This is a genomic window from Nocardioides allogilvus (assembly GCF_003047285.1).
Taxonomy (GTDB): Bacteria; Actinomycetota; Actinomycetes; order Propionibacteriales; family Nocardioidaceae; genus Nocardioides; species Nocardioides allogilvus.
Genome location: NZ_PZYX01000002.1, coordinates 581376 through 596407, shown reverse-complemented (window position 1 = coordinate 596407; position 15032 = coordinate 581376). Strand labels below are relative to the sequence as shown.

At 70.5% G+C, this 15032-nt stretch carries 17 protein-coding genes; 8 read left to right on the top strand and 9 right to left on the bottom strand.

What is annotated here, in order from left to right:
* Nucleotides 1-85 precede the first annotated feature (85 nt).
* From C9J87_RS06305 to C9J87_RS06295, 3 genes are read left to right on the top strand one after another with little or no spacing between them, the layout of a single operon-like run.
* A complete protein-coding gene (locus C9J87_RS06305) occupies nucleotides 86-652 on the top strand; it encodes a YqgE/AlgH family protein (RefSeq protein ID WP_107704981.1) in 567 nt (188 codons plus the stop codon).
* Nucleotides 653-709: 57 nt separating this feature from the next.
* A complete protein-coding gene (locus tag C9J87_RS06300; RefSeq protein ID WP_010832001.1) occupies nucleotides 710-988 on the top strand; it encodes a DUF3039 domain-containing protein in 279 nt (92 codons plus the stop codon).
* Nucleotides 985-2775 carry a DEAD/DEAH box helicase gene (locus tag C9J87_RS06295; protein WP_107704980.1) on the top strand — a complete coding sequence of 597 codons (1791 nt, stop codon included), beginning with the start codon at nucleotides 985-987 and terminating at the stop codon, nucleotides 2773-2775. Before C9J87_RS06300 ends, C9J87_RS06295 begins: the two co-directional genes overlap by 4 nt.
* A 97-nt stretch (nucleotides 2776-2872) precedes the next feature.
* Here the strand turns inward: C9J87_RS06295 and C9J87_RS06290 are convergent, their stop codons facing one another.
* The gene (locus C9J87_RS06290; protein ID WP_107704979.1) at nucleotides 2873-4387 is read right to left on the bottom strand and encodes a calcium-binding protein; all 1515 of its coding nucleotides are present in this window, start codon (nucleotides 4385-4387) and stop codon (nucleotides 2873-2875) included.
* Between the two features lie 114 nt (nucleotides 4388-4501).
* On the opposite strand from C9J87_RS06290, the gene C9J87_RS06285 reads away from it, so the two are divergent.
* Nucleotides 4502-5140 carry an IclR family transcriptional regulator gene (locus tag C9J87_RS06285; RefSeq protein ID WP_107704978.1) on the top strand — a complete coding sequence of 213 codons (639 nt, stop codon included), beginning with the start codon at nucleotides 4502-4504 and terminating at the stop codon, nucleotides 5138-5140.
* A 13-nt stretch (nucleotides 5141-5153) separates the two neighbouring features.
* On the opposite strand, the gene C9J87_RS06280 is transcribed toward C9J87_RS06285, so the two are convergent.
* Nucleotides 5154-5621 carry an Lrp/AsnC family transcriptional regulator gene (locus tag C9J87_RS06280; RefSeq protein ID WP_010832005.1) on the bottom strand — a complete coding sequence of 156 codons (468 nt, stop codon included), beginning with the start codon at nucleotides 5619-5621 and terminating at the stop codon, nucleotides 5154-5156.
* A gap of 82 nt (nucleotides 5622-5703) precedes the next feature.
* Here C9J87_RS06280 and hppD point away from each other — a divergent pair, with 82 nt between their 5' ends.
* Nucleotides 5704-6915: a 4-hydroxyphenylpyruvate dioxygenase gene (gene hppD / locus C9J87_RS06275; protein WP_107704977.1), complete on the top strand. Its 1212-nt coding sequence runs from the start codon at nucleotides 5704-5706 to the stop codon at nucleotides 6913-6915.
* Between the two features lie 108 nt (nucleotides 6916-7023).
* Here the strand turns inward: hppD and C9J87_RS06270 are convergent, their stop codons facing one another.
* Nucleotides 7024-7902, bottom strand: a complete 879-nt coding sequence (locus tag C9J87_RS06270) for an oxygenase MpaB family protein (RefSeq protein WP_010832007.1) — start codon at nucleotides 7900-7902, stop codon at nucleotides 7024-7026.
* Between the two features lie 95 nt (nucleotides 7903-7997).
* Here C9J87_RS06270 and C9J87_RS06265 point away from each other — a divergent pair, with 95 nt between their 5' ends.
* Nucleotides 7998-8795: a helix-hairpin-helix domain-containing protein gene (locus tag C9J87_RS06265; protein WP_010832008.1), complete on the top strand. Its 798-nt coding sequence runs from the start codon at nucleotides 7998-8000 to the stop codon at nucleotides 8793-8795.
* Here the strand turns inward: C9J87_RS06265 and C9J87_RS06260 are convergent.
* Complete coding sequence (locus tag C9J87_RS06260; protein WP_107705028.1) at nucleotides 8774-9616, bottom strand: phosphatidylinositol-specific phospholipase C/glycerophosphodiester phosphodiesterase family protein; 843 nt, start codon at nucleotides 9614-9616, stop codon at nucleotides 8774-8776. The two genes, C9J87_RS06265 and C9J87_RS06260, sit on opposite strands and share 22 nt — an antisense overlap.
* 84 nt (nucleotides 9617-9700) lie before the next feature.
* Nucleotides 9701-10300 (bottom strand): LysE/ArgO family amino acid transporter, encoded by a 600-nt coding sequence (locus C9J87_RS06255; protein WP_010832010.1) that lies wholly within the window; start codon nucleotides 10298-10300, stop codon nucleotides 9701-9703.
* A gap of 72 nt (nucleotides 10301-10372) precedes the next feature.
* On the opposite strand from C9J87_RS06255, the gene C9J87_RS06250 reads away from it, so the two are divergent.
* Nucleotides 10373-11290, top strand: coding sequence for a LysR family transcriptional regulator ArgP (locus tag C9J87_RS06250; protein WP_010832011.1), 918 nt, complete (start codon nucleotides 10373-10375; stop codon nucleotides 11288-11290).
* On the opposite strand, the gene C9J87_RS06245 is transcribed toward C9J87_RS06250, so the two are convergent.
* From C9J87_RS06245 to C9J87_RS06235, 3 genes are read right to left on the bottom strand one after another with little or no spacing between them, the layout of a single operon-like run.
* On the bottom strand, nucleotides 11287-12048 hold the full coding sequence (locus C9J87_RS06245) for an amino acid ABC transporter ATP-binding protein (RefSeq protein WP_010832012.1): 762 nt from the start codon (nucleotides 12046-12048) through the stop codon (nucleotides 11287-11289). The genes C9J87_RS06250 and C9J87_RS06245 overlap by 4 nt on opposite strands.
* Complete coding sequence (locus tag C9J87_RS06240; RefSeq protein WP_010832013.1) at nucleotides 12048-12839, bottom strand: amino acid ABC transporter permease; 792 nt, start codon at nucleotides 12837-12839, stop codon at nucleotides 12048-12050. The genes C9J87_RS06245 and C9J87_RS06240 overlap by 1 nt, the downstream gene beginning before the upstream one ends.
* A gap of 44 nt (nucleotides 12840-12883) precedes the next feature.
* Nucleotides 12884-13672, bottom strand: a complete 789-nt coding sequence (locus C9J87_RS06235; RefSeq protein WP_010832014.1) for a transporter substrate-binding domain-containing protein — start codon at nucleotides 13670-13672, stop codon at nucleotides 12884-12886.
* A gap of 43 nt (nucleotides 13673-13715) precedes the next feature.
* Here C9J87_RS06235 and C9J87_RS06230 point away from each other — a divergent pair, with 43 nt between their 5' ends.
* Nucleotides 13716-14243 (top strand): DUF1697 domain-containing protein, encoded by a 528-nt coding sequence (locus C9J87_RS06230; RefSeq protein WP_036490266.1) that lies wholly within the window; start codon nucleotides 13716-13718, stop codon nucleotides 14241-14243.
* Here C9J87_RS06230 and C9J87_RS06225 read toward each other — a convergent pair whose 3' ends face one another.
* Nucleotides 14244-15014 (bottom strand): enoyl-CoA hydratase-related protein, encoded by a 771-nt coding sequence (locus C9J87_RS06225; protein ID WP_010832016.1) that lies wholly within the window; start codon nucleotides 15012-15014, stop codon nucleotides 14244-14246.
* Between the last annotated feature and the right edge of the window lie 18 nt (nucleotides 15015-15032).

The window sequence follows — 15032 nt, the reverse complement described above, 5'->3', positions numbered from 1 at the left end:
TCCCAGCCGCATCCTCCCTCCCAGCGTCGGACGGGGGTCGTCCTGCGTCTCGGTGGGCACGGTCCGCGTGCGCCATACTGGCGCCATGATCCACGGGACCGACGTGGCACCGGGCACGCTGCTGCTGGCGACGGCCGAGCTGATCGATCCCAACTTCGCGAAGACCGTCATCCTGCTGCTCGACGTCAACGACGAGGGCGTGCTCGGCGTCGTGCTCAACCGGCCGTCGCCCGTGCCGGTGGCGGAGGTGCTGCGGCCCTGGGACGCCCTGTGCGCCGAACCCGAGGTGCTCTTCCGGGGCGGCCCGGTCAGCCCCGACGGCGCCCTCGCGGTCGCGCTGCTGCGCGACGCCGACGACGAGCCGGTGGGCTACCGGTCGGTCGTGGGGCGCCTGGGGATGCTCGACCTCGACACTCCTGTCGAGCTCCTCGACGGCAGCCTCGGCGGCCTCCGGGTCTATGCCGGCTATGCCGGTTGGGACACCGGACAGCTGCAGGGCGAGATCGAGGAGGGCAGCTGGTATGTCGTGGCGGGGGAGAGTGCCGACGCCTTCCGGGCCGACACGACGGACCTGTGGCGCGACATCATCCGTCGACAGCCGGGCCATCTCGCCTGGCACCTGACCCGACCCCTCGATCCGGAGACCAACTGAAGGCGAGGGGTGTCGCCGAGGTCCCCTTCGCTCGCTGCGGACGTTAGGCTTGGGGTCATGAGCACCATCGGTTTCTCGCCCGGCACGCAGACGATCGAAGACCGTCGGACCCAGCCGACCGATGAGGGTGACCACGAGAAGTTCAGTCACTACGTCCCCAAGGACAAGCTCACCGAGGCGATGGTCATGGGCACCCCCGTGATCGCCCTGTGCGGGAAGGTCTGGGTGCCGTCGCGTGCGCCGGAGAAGTTCCCGGTCTGCCCCGACTGCAAGGACATCTGGGAGCAGATGAAGCCCGGAGGCGGCGACTCGGGCAATCAGGGCCCCGACGCGTGACTGGGCGCCCCGAGCCCATCACCCCTGCGCCCGTCCTCACCCCAGCCTGGCCCGATCGTGCCGCGTGGGGGACGGCCCCGTCGCTGCGTGCGTGGCAGCAGGCGGCGATGGACAAGTACGCCGCCACCTCCCCGCGCGACTTCCTCGCCGTGGCGACGCCGGGCGCCGGCAAGACGACCTTCGCGCTGACGGTCGCAGCCGAGCTGCTGGGCCGGCGGATCATCGACCGGATCACCGTCGTCGCGCCGACCGAGCACCTCAAGACCCAGTGGGCCGAGGCCGCGGCGCGAGCCGGCATCCCGCTCGACCCGACCTACAGCGCGGGCTCCGGCAAGACCTCGAAGGACTTCGTCGGCATCGCCGTGACCTATGCCGGGGTCGCGGTCAACCCGCTCGCGATGCGCATCCGCACCGAGCGCTTCAAGACCCTGGTGATCCTCGACGAGATCCACCACGCGGGTGATGCGATGTCGTGGGGCGAGGGAGTCCAGGAGGCCTTCCAGCCGGCGACCCGGCGGCTCGCCCTGACCGGCACGCCCTTCCGGTCCGACATCAACCCGATCCCGTTCGTCACCTATGCGCCCGGCGAGGACGGCATCCCTCGCTCGGTCGCCGACTTCACCTACGGCTATGCCCACGCGCTGGCCGACCACGTCGTGCGCCCGGTGCTCTTCATGGCCTACTCGGGGGAGATGACCTGGCGCACCCGTGCCGGTGACGAGATCCTCGCCCGGCTGGGCGAGCCCCTGACGAAGGACATGCACGCCCAGGCGCTGCGCACCGCGCTCGATCCCTCGGGGTCGTGGATGCCGGCCGTGCTCGAGGCCGCAGACAAGCGCCTCTCGGAAGTACGCCGCCACATGCCCGACGCCGGAGGGCTGGTCATCTCCTCCGACCAGGAGTCCGCTCGCGCCTACGCCGGGCTGCTGAAGAAGATCACCGGCGAGTCGCCGGTCGTCGTGCTCTCCGACGAGAAGGCCGCGTCGAAGAAGATCAGCCAGTTCGCCGAGTCCGACAAGCGCTGGATGGTCGCGGTCCGCATGGTCTCCGAAGGCGTCGACGTGCCGCGACTGGCCGTCGGGGTCTGGGCCACCACCACCGGCACCCAGCTCTTCTTCGCGCAGGCGGTCGGCCGCTTCGTGCGTGCCAGGGGCCGCGGCGAGACGGCGTCGGTGTTCCTGCCGTCCGTGCCGCGCCTGCTGGGCTACGCCTCCGAGATGGAGGTGGAGCGCGACCACGTGCTGGGCCGCAAGGTCGGCAACGAGGACGACATCTTCGCCGCGGAGAACGACCTGCTGGCCCAGGCCAACGCCAGCGAGAGCGCCTCCGGCGAGCTGGAGATGTCCTTCGAGGCCCTCGGCTCGACCGCGTCCTTCGACCGGGTGCTCTACGACGGCGGCGAGTTCGGCCACTCCGGAGAGGTGCACGTCGGCTCGGAGGAGGAGATGGACTTCCTCGGCATCCCCGGCCTGCTCGAGCCCGACCAGGTGCGGGAGCTCCTGCACTCGCGCACCAGCGAGCGCGCCAAGCGCCAGAAGGCCGCCGCGGCAGGGCGCGAGCCCGACACGGTCGCCGAGCTGACCACCCACGAGCAGCTCGCGGTGCTGCGTCGCGAGCTCAACGGCCTGGTCGCCGCCTGGCACCACCGCACGGGCCAGGCCCACGGCATCACCCACGCCGCGCTGCGCAAGGAGTGCGGCGGTCCCGCAGCCGCGGTCGCCACCGCCGAGCAGCTGCACGCCCGCATCAACCGCGTGCGCGAGTGGGCCGTCAAGAAGACGTCCTGACGGCGACGTACGACCGACTCACCGTCCCGCCCGGGGACGCGGACCGGCCGCCGCCCGCGGGTGCGGACGACGGCCGGTGTGCTGTGATCAGTCTTGCTCAGCGCTCACAGTTGCGGCGACGCTCGACGGCGAAGCACTTGTCGAAGCCGTCCGCACCGTTGGCGCGGTCGAAGCCGCGGCCACCGACGAGGACGTCGTTGCCGGCCTGGCCGAGCAGGCGGTCGTTGCCCTGGTCGCCCTGGACGCGGTCGTTGCCGTCGTTGCCGCCGACCTCGTCGTTGCCTCGGCCACCACGGACCTTGTCGTCCCCGGCGTTGCCGTTGACGCGGTCGGTGTCGTCGCCACCGAAGATGACGTCGTTGCCGGCGAGGGCGTCGATCGAGTCGCGGCCGCGGTTGCCGAACAGCTTGTCGGCACCGTTCGTGCCGGTGATCTCGTCGTCGTTCTTCCCGCCTCGAGCGGTCATCGTCGTCGTCGAGCAGGTCACGCTCGGCGCGTTCTCGATGTCCGTGCCGAAGGCGAGCTTGTCGTCGCCGGCGCGACCGGCGAGCCGCACGTCGCAGCCCTCCACGTTGATGACGTTGGCCTGGTGCGTGCCCTTGACGGTCATCGACGTCGTGACGGCGTCGACGTTCTCGAAGGTCCGGACGGTCTGGTCGACCGTCACGTCCGGCGCCCCGGTCTCGAACTGCCCGCTGTTGAGGTTGATCAGCAGCTCGCCGTAGTTGTGGGCGACCTGGAACAGGTCCGTGCCGTCGCCACCGGCCCAGCTCGAGCCGTCGATGACGTTGGAGCGGATGGTGACGGTGTCGTTGCCGCCGGCCATGTCGACGGCCACCTTCGTCGGCGTCGCCCCGGCAGCCGGGTCGCGCAGGATGAAGGTCTCGGCGTCGTTGGTGCCGGTGAACGCGGCGGACGTCGCCGTGGACTCGACGACGTAGGTCGTCACCGTGCCCTTCCACTGCAGGGCCGTGACAGCGTTGCGGTCGAGCTTGCGGGGTACGGCGTTGATGGCGACGACGCCGCCGTCGCTGTCGGCCAGGGTGTTGGCGCCCTCGCCGAGGTCGACACTGCCGCCCGGCGCCTGGATGCCGTGCCAGTCGAGGACGTCGTCGCCGACACCGAGGTCGAGCTTGTCCCCGTTGGGCTGGGCGGCGATGCCGCTGCCGACGCCGTCGTTGCCGGCCCCGGTCGAGACCGTGTCCGCGCCTTCGCGGGTGGCGACCTGGTCGGAGGCGGCGCCACCGGCGTAGGTGTCGTCACCGGCGCCCAACGTCGTGGTGACGGTGACACCCGCGGCGAGCGTGGACGTGTCGACGGAGTCGTTGCCCTCGCCGGCATCGACCGACGTGGGCGTGGTGGCCGTGCTGGGGAGCACACAGATGGTGTCGTCCCCGGCGAGTGCCGAGACGCTCGAGCCCTGGCCGGCCGCGATCACGTCGTTGGCGGGAGTGCCGGTGACGGTGGCCTGCCCGGTGCCGTCGATGGTCACCTCCTTCCCCTGACAGGTCGTGGCTGCGGCAGCCTGGGCACCGGGGGCGGTGAGCAGTGCTGCGGCGAGGAGCGCCGTCGTCCCGGTGCTGGCGAACGTGCGGCGTACGTGGCGATGCATGGATTTCTCCCTTGATCGACTGGTGTGTGGACACCCCGTCTCGGGGTTGGTGCCAAAAGGCACTCGAGGGTGTGATGGGGGCCGCGCGCACGAAGTTGTCACTAGATTGGATCCATGGCCACCGAGACCTCCCAGACGCTCGATCGAGGCCTGCGCGTCCTGGAGGTGCTCGCCGAGGCTCCGCAGGGGCTGACGGTCACCGAGCTGTCGCAGCAGATGGGCGTCAACCGGACCGTGGTCTACCGGCTCATCAGCACGCTCGAGCAGCACGCCCTGGTCCGCCGCGACGGCCGTGGTCGGCTGTGCGTGGGACTCGGCGTGCTGCACCTCGCCTCGGCCGTCCAGCCGCTGCTGCGCGACCTCGCCGTGCCGGTGCTGCGCTCGCTCGCCGAGGCCATCGGGTGCACCGCCCACTTCACCGTGGCCGACGGCGACGAGGCCCTGGCGCTGGCGGTCGTCGAGCCGACCTGGACCGACTACCACGTGGCCTACCGCGTCGGCTCGCGTCACCCGCTCACTGCGGGGGCGGCAGGGAAGGCGATCAGCCTGCTCAGCGACGCTGACACGGCGGCGTACGCCGTCACCAGTGGGGAGCTCCAGTCCGGTGCCCACGGGCTGGCCGCCCCGGTGCGCGGGCTCGAGGGGCTGCGCGCCAGCGTCGGCATCGTGACCCTCGACGGCGCTATCGACGAGAAGCTGGTCGCACCCCGTGTCCTCGCGGCGGCCCAGCAGGTCGCGGAGCGGCTGCGCTGAGGCTCGGCTGCCGCTAGCCCGGCGTGACGGCGGCGCGCGCCAGCGGGAGCACCCGGTGCTCGATCTGCGCGGCGAGCGCGATCACGGTCGTGGAACGCTCGATGCCACGGTCCGCGAGCACCTGGTCGATCACCCGCTGGAGATCGGCGTTGGACCGTGCCACGACCCGCGCCCACATGTCGCCGGCGCCGGTGATCGTGTAGGCCTCCAGCACCTCGGGGATCGCGGCGAGGTGGCGGGCGATCGCGTTGTGGCCCGACCCCTGGCGGATCTCCAGGGTCAAGAATGCCATCACCGGGAAGCCGAGCGCCTCGGGGGAGAGCTCGGGACCCCAGCCGATCACGACGCTGCTCGAGCTCAGCCGGTCGAGCCTGGCCTGCACGGTCCCGCGGGCGACACCGAGGCGCCGACTCGCCTCGAGGACGCCGATGCGCGGCTCGGCAGCGAAGAGATCGATCAATCTGCTGTCCAGATCGTCCATGCGATGACTCCTGATGAGGCAAGTTGTCCAGCACTTCGCCGTACTGTTGCACACCTTGCCTGTCCTCGACAGAGTTGACCGCATGACTGACACCACGCTGACCGTGCTCACCGCCGAGGAGCAGCAGGCCGGGCTCACCCTCGAGCAGCTCCAGCAGCTGGTCGGGCTCGTCGAGTACGACGCGTCGAGCGACCCGTTCCCTGTGATCGCGCAGGACGCCGTCTGCTTCGTCGTCGGCAACGCGACCCAGACCGCGAACTTCTACCAGCTCGCGCTCGGCATGGAGCTCGAGGCCTACCGCGGCCCCGAGACCGGCCACCGCGAATCCAAGACCTATGTCCTGCGCAGCGGCTCCGCCCGCTTCGTCTTCACCGGCGGCGTCACCCCCGACAGCCCCGTGCTCGAGCACCACCGCAGGCACGGCGACGGCGTCGTCGACCTGGCGATCGAGGTGTCCGACGTCGACAAGTGCATCGACCACGCCCGCGCCATGGGCGCCACGGTCCTGGTCGAGCCGCACGACGAGTCCGACGAGCACGGCACCGTGCGGCTGGCGGCGATCGCGACGTACGGCGAGACCCGCCACACCCTCGTCGACCGCTCGCGCTACAGCGGGCCCTACCTGCCGGGCTTCGTCGCCCGCGAGTCCACGGTGGTCCGCCGCGAGGGCCACCCCAAGCGGCTGTTCCAGGCTGTCGACCACTGCGTCGGCAACGTCGAGCTCGGCAAGATGGACGAGTGGGTGACGTTCTACAACAAGGTGCTCGGCTTCACGAACATGGCGGAGTTCATCGGTGACGACATCGCCACCGACTACTCCGCGCTGATGTCGAAGGTCGTCGCGAGCGGCAACCACCGCGTGAAGTTCCCGCTCAACGAGCCGGCGATCGCGAAGAAGAAGTCGCAGATCGACGAGTACCTCGAGTTCTACGACGGCGCCGGCTGCCAGCACATCGCGCTCGCGACCAACGACATCCTGCGCTCGGTCGACATCCTGCGCGACAACGGCATCCAGTTCCTCGACACCCCCGACTCCTACTACGACGACCCGGCCCTGCGTGCCCGCATCGGTGAGGTGCGGGTGCCGATCGAGGAGCTGAAGAAGCGCAAGATCCTGGTCGACCGCGACGAGGACGGCTATCTCCTGCAGATCTTCACCAAGCCGATGGGTGACCGGCCGACGGTGTTCTACGAGTTCATCGAGCGCCACGGCTCGCTCGGCTTCGGCAAGGGCAACTTCAAGGCGCTCTTCGAGGCGATCGAGCGCGAGCAGGACGCCCGCGGGAACTTGTAGGGGACTGAGGCCGGGCGTCGGTTTCCCGGCTCAAGCGTCCGCATGGACGCTCAACGCTGGGACTGCGGGTCGTCGGGCGTCGAGCTCGACGCTTGAGCAGGCAAATGGTCACGCCTGCGCGGAGGCCCTCAGCTCGCGTGCCTCGTCGACTCCGGGCGTCATGGCCCAGCGAATGGTGCCGGTGGCGAGGACGCCGAGCGCCCTGACCACGGTCCGCTCGGAGACCGGCAGCCACGGCAGGCGCAGCGGGCGGCGGGTCCAGCGGGGGAGCAGGGCGACGCCGGCCGCGATCAGCACGCCGTAGGCAGGGCGCGCGGCGAGCGGCAGGTCGGGGTGGAGCACCAGGAACCGCACGGCACTGCGCGCCTCGTCGGTGGCACGCAGCTCGGGCCGGAAGTCGTCCAGCACCCGACGCAGCTCGGCGACGGTGCGCGGGGGGTCGATGACCCCGAGGCGGGCGCCGATCTCCGCCGCCTGCGCGACATAGGCGTCGCACCCGGCTGCGTCGAGCGGGCGGGCGCCGTACGTCTGGTGCGCGAGCAGGAAGCTGTCGACCTCGGCCGCGTGCACCCACGCCAGCAGGTGCGGGTCGGAGGCCGCATAGGGCGTGCCGTCAGGCATCGTCCCCGTCACCCGCTCGTGGATGGTGCGTACGGCGCGGACAGCCTGTTCGGCATGCTCGGCCGTGCCGAAGGTGGTCACCGCGAGGAACTGGCTGGTGCGGGCGAGCCGGCCCCACATGTCGCCGCGGAAGCCCGAGTGGTCGGCGACCGCCTGCATCGCGGCGGGGTGCATCGTCTGCAGCAGGATCGCGCGGATGCCGCCGATGAACATCGAGGCATCGCCGTGCACGCGGACGATCTGGGAGTCGCGGTCGAACCATCGCGGCCCGGGCGTGCCATGGATGCGTTCGCGATGCCGCGGCCCGTCGGGCCCGGCGACGCGGCGGAACAGCTCGTGGCCCAGTCGAGCGCGGAGGGACGGCATGCATCGAGCCTACGAGCCCGGCCCATGCCCCACCGAGGATCGCGGCCGACGGGCGACCTGCCGCCCGACGGCCGACTCTGGCAGGCTTGCCCGTCATGATGATCCGGCGCGACATCCTCGATGCGATCAAGGCGGGGGAGGTCGACCTCGCGCTGCGTCGCTGGGCCACCCCGCGGGTGGTCGTCGGCACCCAGATGCGCACGGCTGTGGGTGTCGTCGAGGTGACCTCCGTCGAGCGGGTCCTCGAGCCGACGCCCGACGACGCCCGCCGTTCGGGGCTGACCCCCGCCGCCCTGGCCAAGGCCCTCGCCACTCGTCCGGACGACCCGATCTGGCGCGTCGGGCTGGCCTACGCCGGCGCGGACCCGCGCGAGGCGCTGCGGGAGAGCATCCCCACCGCCGAGGAGATCGCCGAGATCGACGCCAGGCTGGCGAGGCTGGACAAGGCATCGGCGTACGGCGCCTGGACCCGCGAGACCCTCGACCTGATCGACCTCAACCCGACGGTGCGGGCCCCCGACCTGGCCGCGCAGGTCGGGCGCGACACGGCCGACTTCAAGAAGGACGTCCGCAAGCTCAAGGAACTCGGCCTGACCGAGTCGCTCGACATCGGCTACCTCCTCTCGCCCCGCGGCCAGGCCGTCGTCGACTCGGGCCTGTCGGCACCGCGTCAGCGCACACCGCGGCCCGCGGGCACGAAGCTGCCGAGGATCGGCGCCCCGGCGACCAAGGCGTTGCGCGCGGCGGGGATCACCACGCTCGAGCAGGTGGCCGCCCTGACCGCGGCCGAGCTCGGCGCCCTGCACGGCGTCGGGCCGATCGCGATCGACCGGCTGCGCGAGGCGCTGGAAGCGCAGTCGCTGGTGTTCGCTCAGGACGACAGGAACGCCTGAAGGCCCGCGAGGTCGTCGGTGTTGATGTGGTCGACGCCGGCGTTGCGCAGTGCCTGCCAGACCGCCTCCCGGTTGGGCAGGGCAGCATCGGGGGTGGCCCAGAACCGGACGCGGTAACCGGCTGCGTGAGCCTGCGCGACGATCGCCTCCAGCTCGGCACGCTCGGCTGCCGGCATCGGGCCCACGCCCTGCCAGGTGAAGTGGCGCGTCCAGTTGTCGCTGACGAGGGGCATCACGTTGGCCGACAGGCCTGACCCGAGGTCGCCCAGCCGGCCGTCGTACCCCGCGAAGCGCTTCTTCTGCGACGACATGAAGGCGAGGTCGCGGTTGCCGCTGATCACGGCGTCGACGGCCCGCTGCTTGCGCGCGCCGTGCTGGAAGCGGGTCATGATCTCCTCGTGGGCGGCGAGCGCCGCGTGGATGGCGTCGTACGTCGGGCGGGCGTCGCTCTTGACGTCGATCAGCAGCTGGAAGGTGCCGTCCCAGCCCGGGTGGACGGTCCCGCCGTTGTCAGCCACGATCTTGGCCAGCGGCTCGAGGTAGAGCGACTCCAGCGTCCGGCCGGGCTGGACGTCGGCCAGGTCGTGCGCGACCAGCAGCTCACCATCGACCAGCCAGACGTCGGCCTCGACCGAGGTGAAGCCGTGGTCGAGTGCGTCGAGCAGCGGGCGCTGGTGCTCGTAGTCGTTGTGGGCGTGGGCCTGCTGGAGCGCGACGACCGGCTCGGGGGCGGCTCCGGTCGTGGCCGCCGCCGGGGCAGAGAGCGCGAGCGACGCCAGCAGGGCGGGTGCGAACAGGGTGGCCAGGATCCGGGAGGTCATGTCCCGAGTCGACCCGGCGGGGTTGACGCCCACGTGGCGCCGTCGTGCACGCCGGGTGACGTGATCGCGACGTCCCGACGCGGCTCAGTGCACGAGCAGCCCGACGCCCAGGCCGCCCATCACCACGGCGATGCCGGAGTCGAGCACCCGCCAGGCCGACGGGCGGGCGAAGATGCCGCGCAGCGCGCGGGCGCCGAGGCCCAGGGTGGGGAACCAGATGCTGCTGGCGACGAGCGAACCGGCCCAGAACCACCAGCGCTGGTCGCCGAAGCTGTTGGCGACGGTGCCGAGCATGAGCAGCGCGTCGAGGTAGAAGTGCGGGTTGAGCCAGGTCAGCGCCAGCGCCAGCAGCATCGCGCGACGCAGTGACATCGTGGTGCCCGTCTCCGCGGCGAGTGCGCTCGGCCGCCACGCGCGCATGGCCGACTGGATGCCGAAGGCGATGAGATAGATCCCGCCGCCGATCTGCGCGATCGGCAGCACGGCCGGCCAGCGCTCCATCACGACGCCGAGGCCGGCCACGCCGGCGGTGATCGCGACGACGTCCGAGACCAGGCAGACGGCGATCACCGCGACGACGTGCTCGCCGCGGATCCCCTGGCGCAGGACGAAGGCGTTCTGCGCGCCGACCGCCACGATCAGGGCGAGTCCGGTCAGCAGACCGGTGACGAAGATGCTCAACATGCGGTCAACGCTAGGGGGTGAGGTGCCTTTAACCCAGCGAAGTATTTGCAAGGATCATTAGGATCTCTAATTGTGAAAGACCTCACCCAGATCGACCCCGTCGCCCTGCGCACCCTGGCCGCCGTGATCCGCTTCGGCACCTTCGAAGCGGCAGCCCGCGAGCTGCACGTGACACCGTCGGCGATCAGCCAGCGGATCAAGGCCCTGGAGACGCGGGTCGGGCGGGTGCTGGTGCACCGGGTCAAGCCGATCTCCGCGACCGAGGCGGGTGACGTGCTGGTGCGGCTCGCGACCCAGGTCGAGCTCCTCGAGCGGGAGGCCGTCGCCGAGCTCGTCGAGGCGGGGGAGGCCGGTGACGAGGACACGCCGTACGCCTCGGTGCCGATCGCGGTGAACGCCGACGCTCTCTACACCTGGCTGATCGACGCGCTGGTCACGGTGCAGCGCGCCCACCGCGTGACGTTCGAGGTCGTGCGCGAGGACCAGTCACGCACCACCGAGCGGCTGCGGCGCGGCGACGTCATGGCGGCCATCACCTCGGAGCCGCGCCCGGTGCCCGGCTGCCGGGTGGTGCGGCTCGGGCGGTTGCGCTACGTCGCGGTGGCGACACCCGAGTTCATGGCCGCGCACCTGCCGGACGGTGCGACGACGGCCGATCTCGCGAAGGCGCCGATCGTGGCGTTCGACCGCAACGACACCCTGCAGCACGACTTCCTGCGCAAGGTCACCCGGCGACACCTGGCGCCCCCGGTGACGTGGATCCCCTCGGTGCGCGAGTTCGACAACGCGGTGCGGCGGGGGATGGGCTGGGGGATGATCCCGATCGGCCAGGCGGGGGACGACCTCGCCAGCGGCCGGCTCGTCGAGCTGCACCCCGGGAGGCACTCGGACGTGCCGCTCTACTGGCAGCACTGGCGCCTCGGCTCGGCCGTGGTCGCCGACCTGACCGAGGCGGTGGTCGCCTCGGCCAGGGAGTGGCTCGGGTCCTAGAGGACCTTGGACAAGAACGCCTGCGTGCGCTCGTGCTGCGGGTCGGCGAGCACGGCGGCGGGGTCGCCCTCCTCGACGATGACGCCGCCGTCCATGAAGACCAGCTTGTTGCCGACCTCGCGGGCGAAGCCCATCTCGTGGGTGACGACCATCATCGTCATGCCCTCGGAGGCGAGGTCCTTCATGACGGCCAGCACGTCGCCGACCAGCTCCGGGTCGAGGGCCGACGTCGGCTCGTCGAAGAGCATCATGTCGGGATCCATCGACAGCGCCCGGGCGATCGCCACGCGCTGCTGCTGCCCGCCGGAGAGGTGGGCTGGGTAGGCGTCCTCCCGGTCGGCGAGCCCGACCTTCTCGAGGTTCTTGCGGGCGACCTCGACCGCTTCGGCCTTCTTGCGCCCCTTGACCTTCTCCTGGGAGATGGTCAGGTTGCGCAGCACGGTCATGTGCGGGAACAGGTTGAACTGCTGGAAGACCATCCCGATGCGCGCGCGCAGCTTGTCGATGTCGGCGTCCGGGTCGGTGATCTCGTCGCCCTCGACGAAGATCTTGCCGCTGGTCGGCGTCTCGAGCATGTTGACGCAGCGCAGCAGGGTGGACTTGCCCGAGCCGCTGGGGCCGATGACGCAGACCACCTGGCCGTTGCTGACGTGGAAGTCGATGCCCTTGAGCACTTCGTTGTCGCCGAAGTACTTGTGCAGGTCCTGGACGTCGATCGCTGCCGCGCCTCGACTGGTGTCGCTCTGGGTGGTGGTCATCAGCGGGCCCTCTCCGAGCGGCTCTCCATGCGGCGTACGACGATCGACAGCGGCACCGTGATCAGCAGGTAGCACAGGGCGATCACGATGATCGGGGTCAGGTTGGAGGCGGAGTTCATGCCCTCCCGGCCGAACTTGGTGAGCTCGTAGCCCGAGAGGGAGAGCCCGAGGATGTAGACCAGCGACGAGTCCTTCGTCAGCAGGATCAGCTCGTTGGTCAGCGGCGGCAGGATGATCCGGAACGCCTGCGGGACCACCACGCTGATCATCGCCCGACCGTGCGACATCCCGAGCGATCGCGCAGCCTCGAGCTGGCCCTTCGGCACCGCCTGGATGCCGGCCCGGATCGTCTCTGCCATGTAGGCGCCGCCGACGAGGCCCAGGGCCAGGGTGACGATGCCCAGGTTGCCGAACGGAATTTCGTAGGCCGGGAAGGCCAGGTTGAACCCGACGCTCAGCGCGATGAAGACGACCAGGGCGGGCAGGCCACGGAAGAGCTCGATGATGCCGGTCGCGATCCACCGGTAGGGCCCGACGCTCGAGAGACGCATCAGCGCCAGCAACAAGCCGAGGGCCAGTCCGAAGGCGAAGCCGCACGCGGTGTAGACGATCGTGTTCTTCAGGGCGATGGTCAGGACGCGCGGGAACTGCTCCTTGACCAGCTCCCAGTTCCAGAACGCCCGCTGGATCTGGGCCCAGTCGGCGATGAACGCGATCGCCAACAACGCGGCGACGAGAATGGCGTACTGGACGTAACGCCACCGGGCGGCACGTTGGCGGGGACTCGCCATGAATCAGGTCACCTTCTTGGACGGGTCGGCGGGGAAGGGGGCGATCAGCTGGGCGGGGCGGTGCCGAACCACTCTTCGTAGACCGCGTCGTACTCGTCGCTCGCGATGCCGTCGTTGATGGCGGCGAGCAGCTCGTCGTTGCTGTCCTTCTTCACCGAGAAGCCGTACTCCTCGCCGGTCTCGAACTCCGTGACGACCTCGACCTCGGGGTTCTCGCTGACGAAGTAGTTGAGCAGGCCGTTGTCGTTGACGCCGGCGTCGGCCCGGCCGGTCAGGACCGCCTGCTGCATGAGCGAGGAGTCCTCGTAGGAGACGACCTCGGTGTTCTTGGGGGCGTTCTCGCGGACGTAGTCGGCTCCGGTCGTGCCGTCCTGGACAGCGACCTTCTTGCCCGCGAGGTCCTCGAGCGACGTGATGCCCGCGCCGGTCTTGGTCATGAGGGCCTGGGTGGCCGTGAAGTAGGGGTCGGTGAAGTCCATGACGGCCTCACGCTCGGGGTTGATCGTCATGGCGCCGGCGGCCACGTCGCACTGGCCGCTGTTGAGGGCCTCGCCCGTCGTGATCGTCTCCCACGCGACGTCGATGACCTCGGTGTCGAGCCCCTCGTTGTCGGCAGCGATCTCCAGCACCGCGGGGTCGAAACCGACGACCTCGCCGCCCTCCGTGAACTCGAAGGGCTCGTAGGGCAGGTGCGTGCAGATCGTCAGCACACCTTCCTTGACGAGCTGGATGCCCGACTCGGTGGTCGAGGAGGTGTCGTCCTTGGCGCAACCGGTGGCCGCAAAGGAGAGGGCGATGGCGCCGAGGCCGAGGGCAAGAGTGCGTGTGTTCATGCCAGCACCTTAGACCCAACGGACTGTGTGCATGATCTCATCCATGACCACCCACGTGGCGTTTCTCCGTGCCATCAACCTCGGCGCCAGGCGCAAGTTCCCCAAGGAAGCGATCAGGGCGGCGTGCGAGATGGCCGGGTTCAGCGACGTCGAGACCTACATCAACACCGGCAACGTCCGGGTGACGTCCTCGCTGCGCTCCCGGGTCAAGGTCGAGGCGGCCCTCGAGAGCGCGTTCGCCGAGGTCGCCGGCTTCGAGGTGCCGACGATCGCCTTCACCAGGGCGGAGCTCGCGCAGATCGGTAGGGACGCCGAGGAGCTCTCCGCGGAGCGCGAGCTGTCGCGTCATTACGTCCTGTTGCTCAAGGAACCCGTCGCGGATGAGGCCGCCGTCGAGGCGCTGTCCACGGCCGAGCACCGCGCCGTCGTACGCGGTCGTGCGTGCCACCTGTTGCTGGGGCCGACGTACGAGGCCGGCGCCGTCGACCCGCTGCGGGTCGAACGGCTGATCGGCGTCGCGACCAATCGCAACTTCAACGTCGTCACGACCCTGGCGCGCAAGTGGTGCTGATCAGCGCCCGGTGAAGGTGGGCCTGCGCTTCTCGCCGAACGCGCGCATGCCCTCCGCGGCGTCCGCCGTCCTGAGCAGGATGGTCTGGCCGGTGCGCTCGCGCTCGAGGGCACCCTCGAGGTGGCTCAGGGTCGCGGCGTTGATGGCCCTCTTCGTCGCCGTGAAGGCCAGCGGCGGCCCGGCGGCGAGGCGCCGCGCGAGCGTGGCGACGGTCGTGTCGAACTCATCGTCCGTGCTGAGGTGGGTGATCAACCCAGCGTCGAGGGCCTCGCTGGCGCCCAGCGGCTCGGCGAGCAGCGCCATCCGCATGGCCCGCGCGCGGCCCACCCCGGCCGCGATGGTGGCGCTCGCGCCTCCGTCGGGCATCAGGCCGACTCGCGAGAAGGCCAGCAGGAAGGCGGCCGACTCCTTCGCGACGATGATGTCGGCGGCCAGCGCGATGCTGGCGCCGACCCCCGCTGCGATGCCGTTGACCCCCGCGAGCACCGGCTTGTCGAGGTTGACGACCGCGCGCACCATCCGGTTGGCCAGGTCGAGTGCGCGTGCGTCGAAGCGCTCGTGCGCGTCGGCACCGCCGATGTCCGCCCCGGTGCTGAAGGCGGCGCCGGTGCCCGTGATCACGACCACCCGCACGTCCGAGCGGGACACCGCGCCCTCGAGCTGGTCGGCGAGGCCGAGCGACATCTCTCCGCTCAACGCGTTGAAGACCTCCGGCCGGTTGAAGGTCAGCGTCAGCACGCCGTCGGCCACGTCGGTGAGGAGATCGGGCATGCCGGCGACAGTATCGCC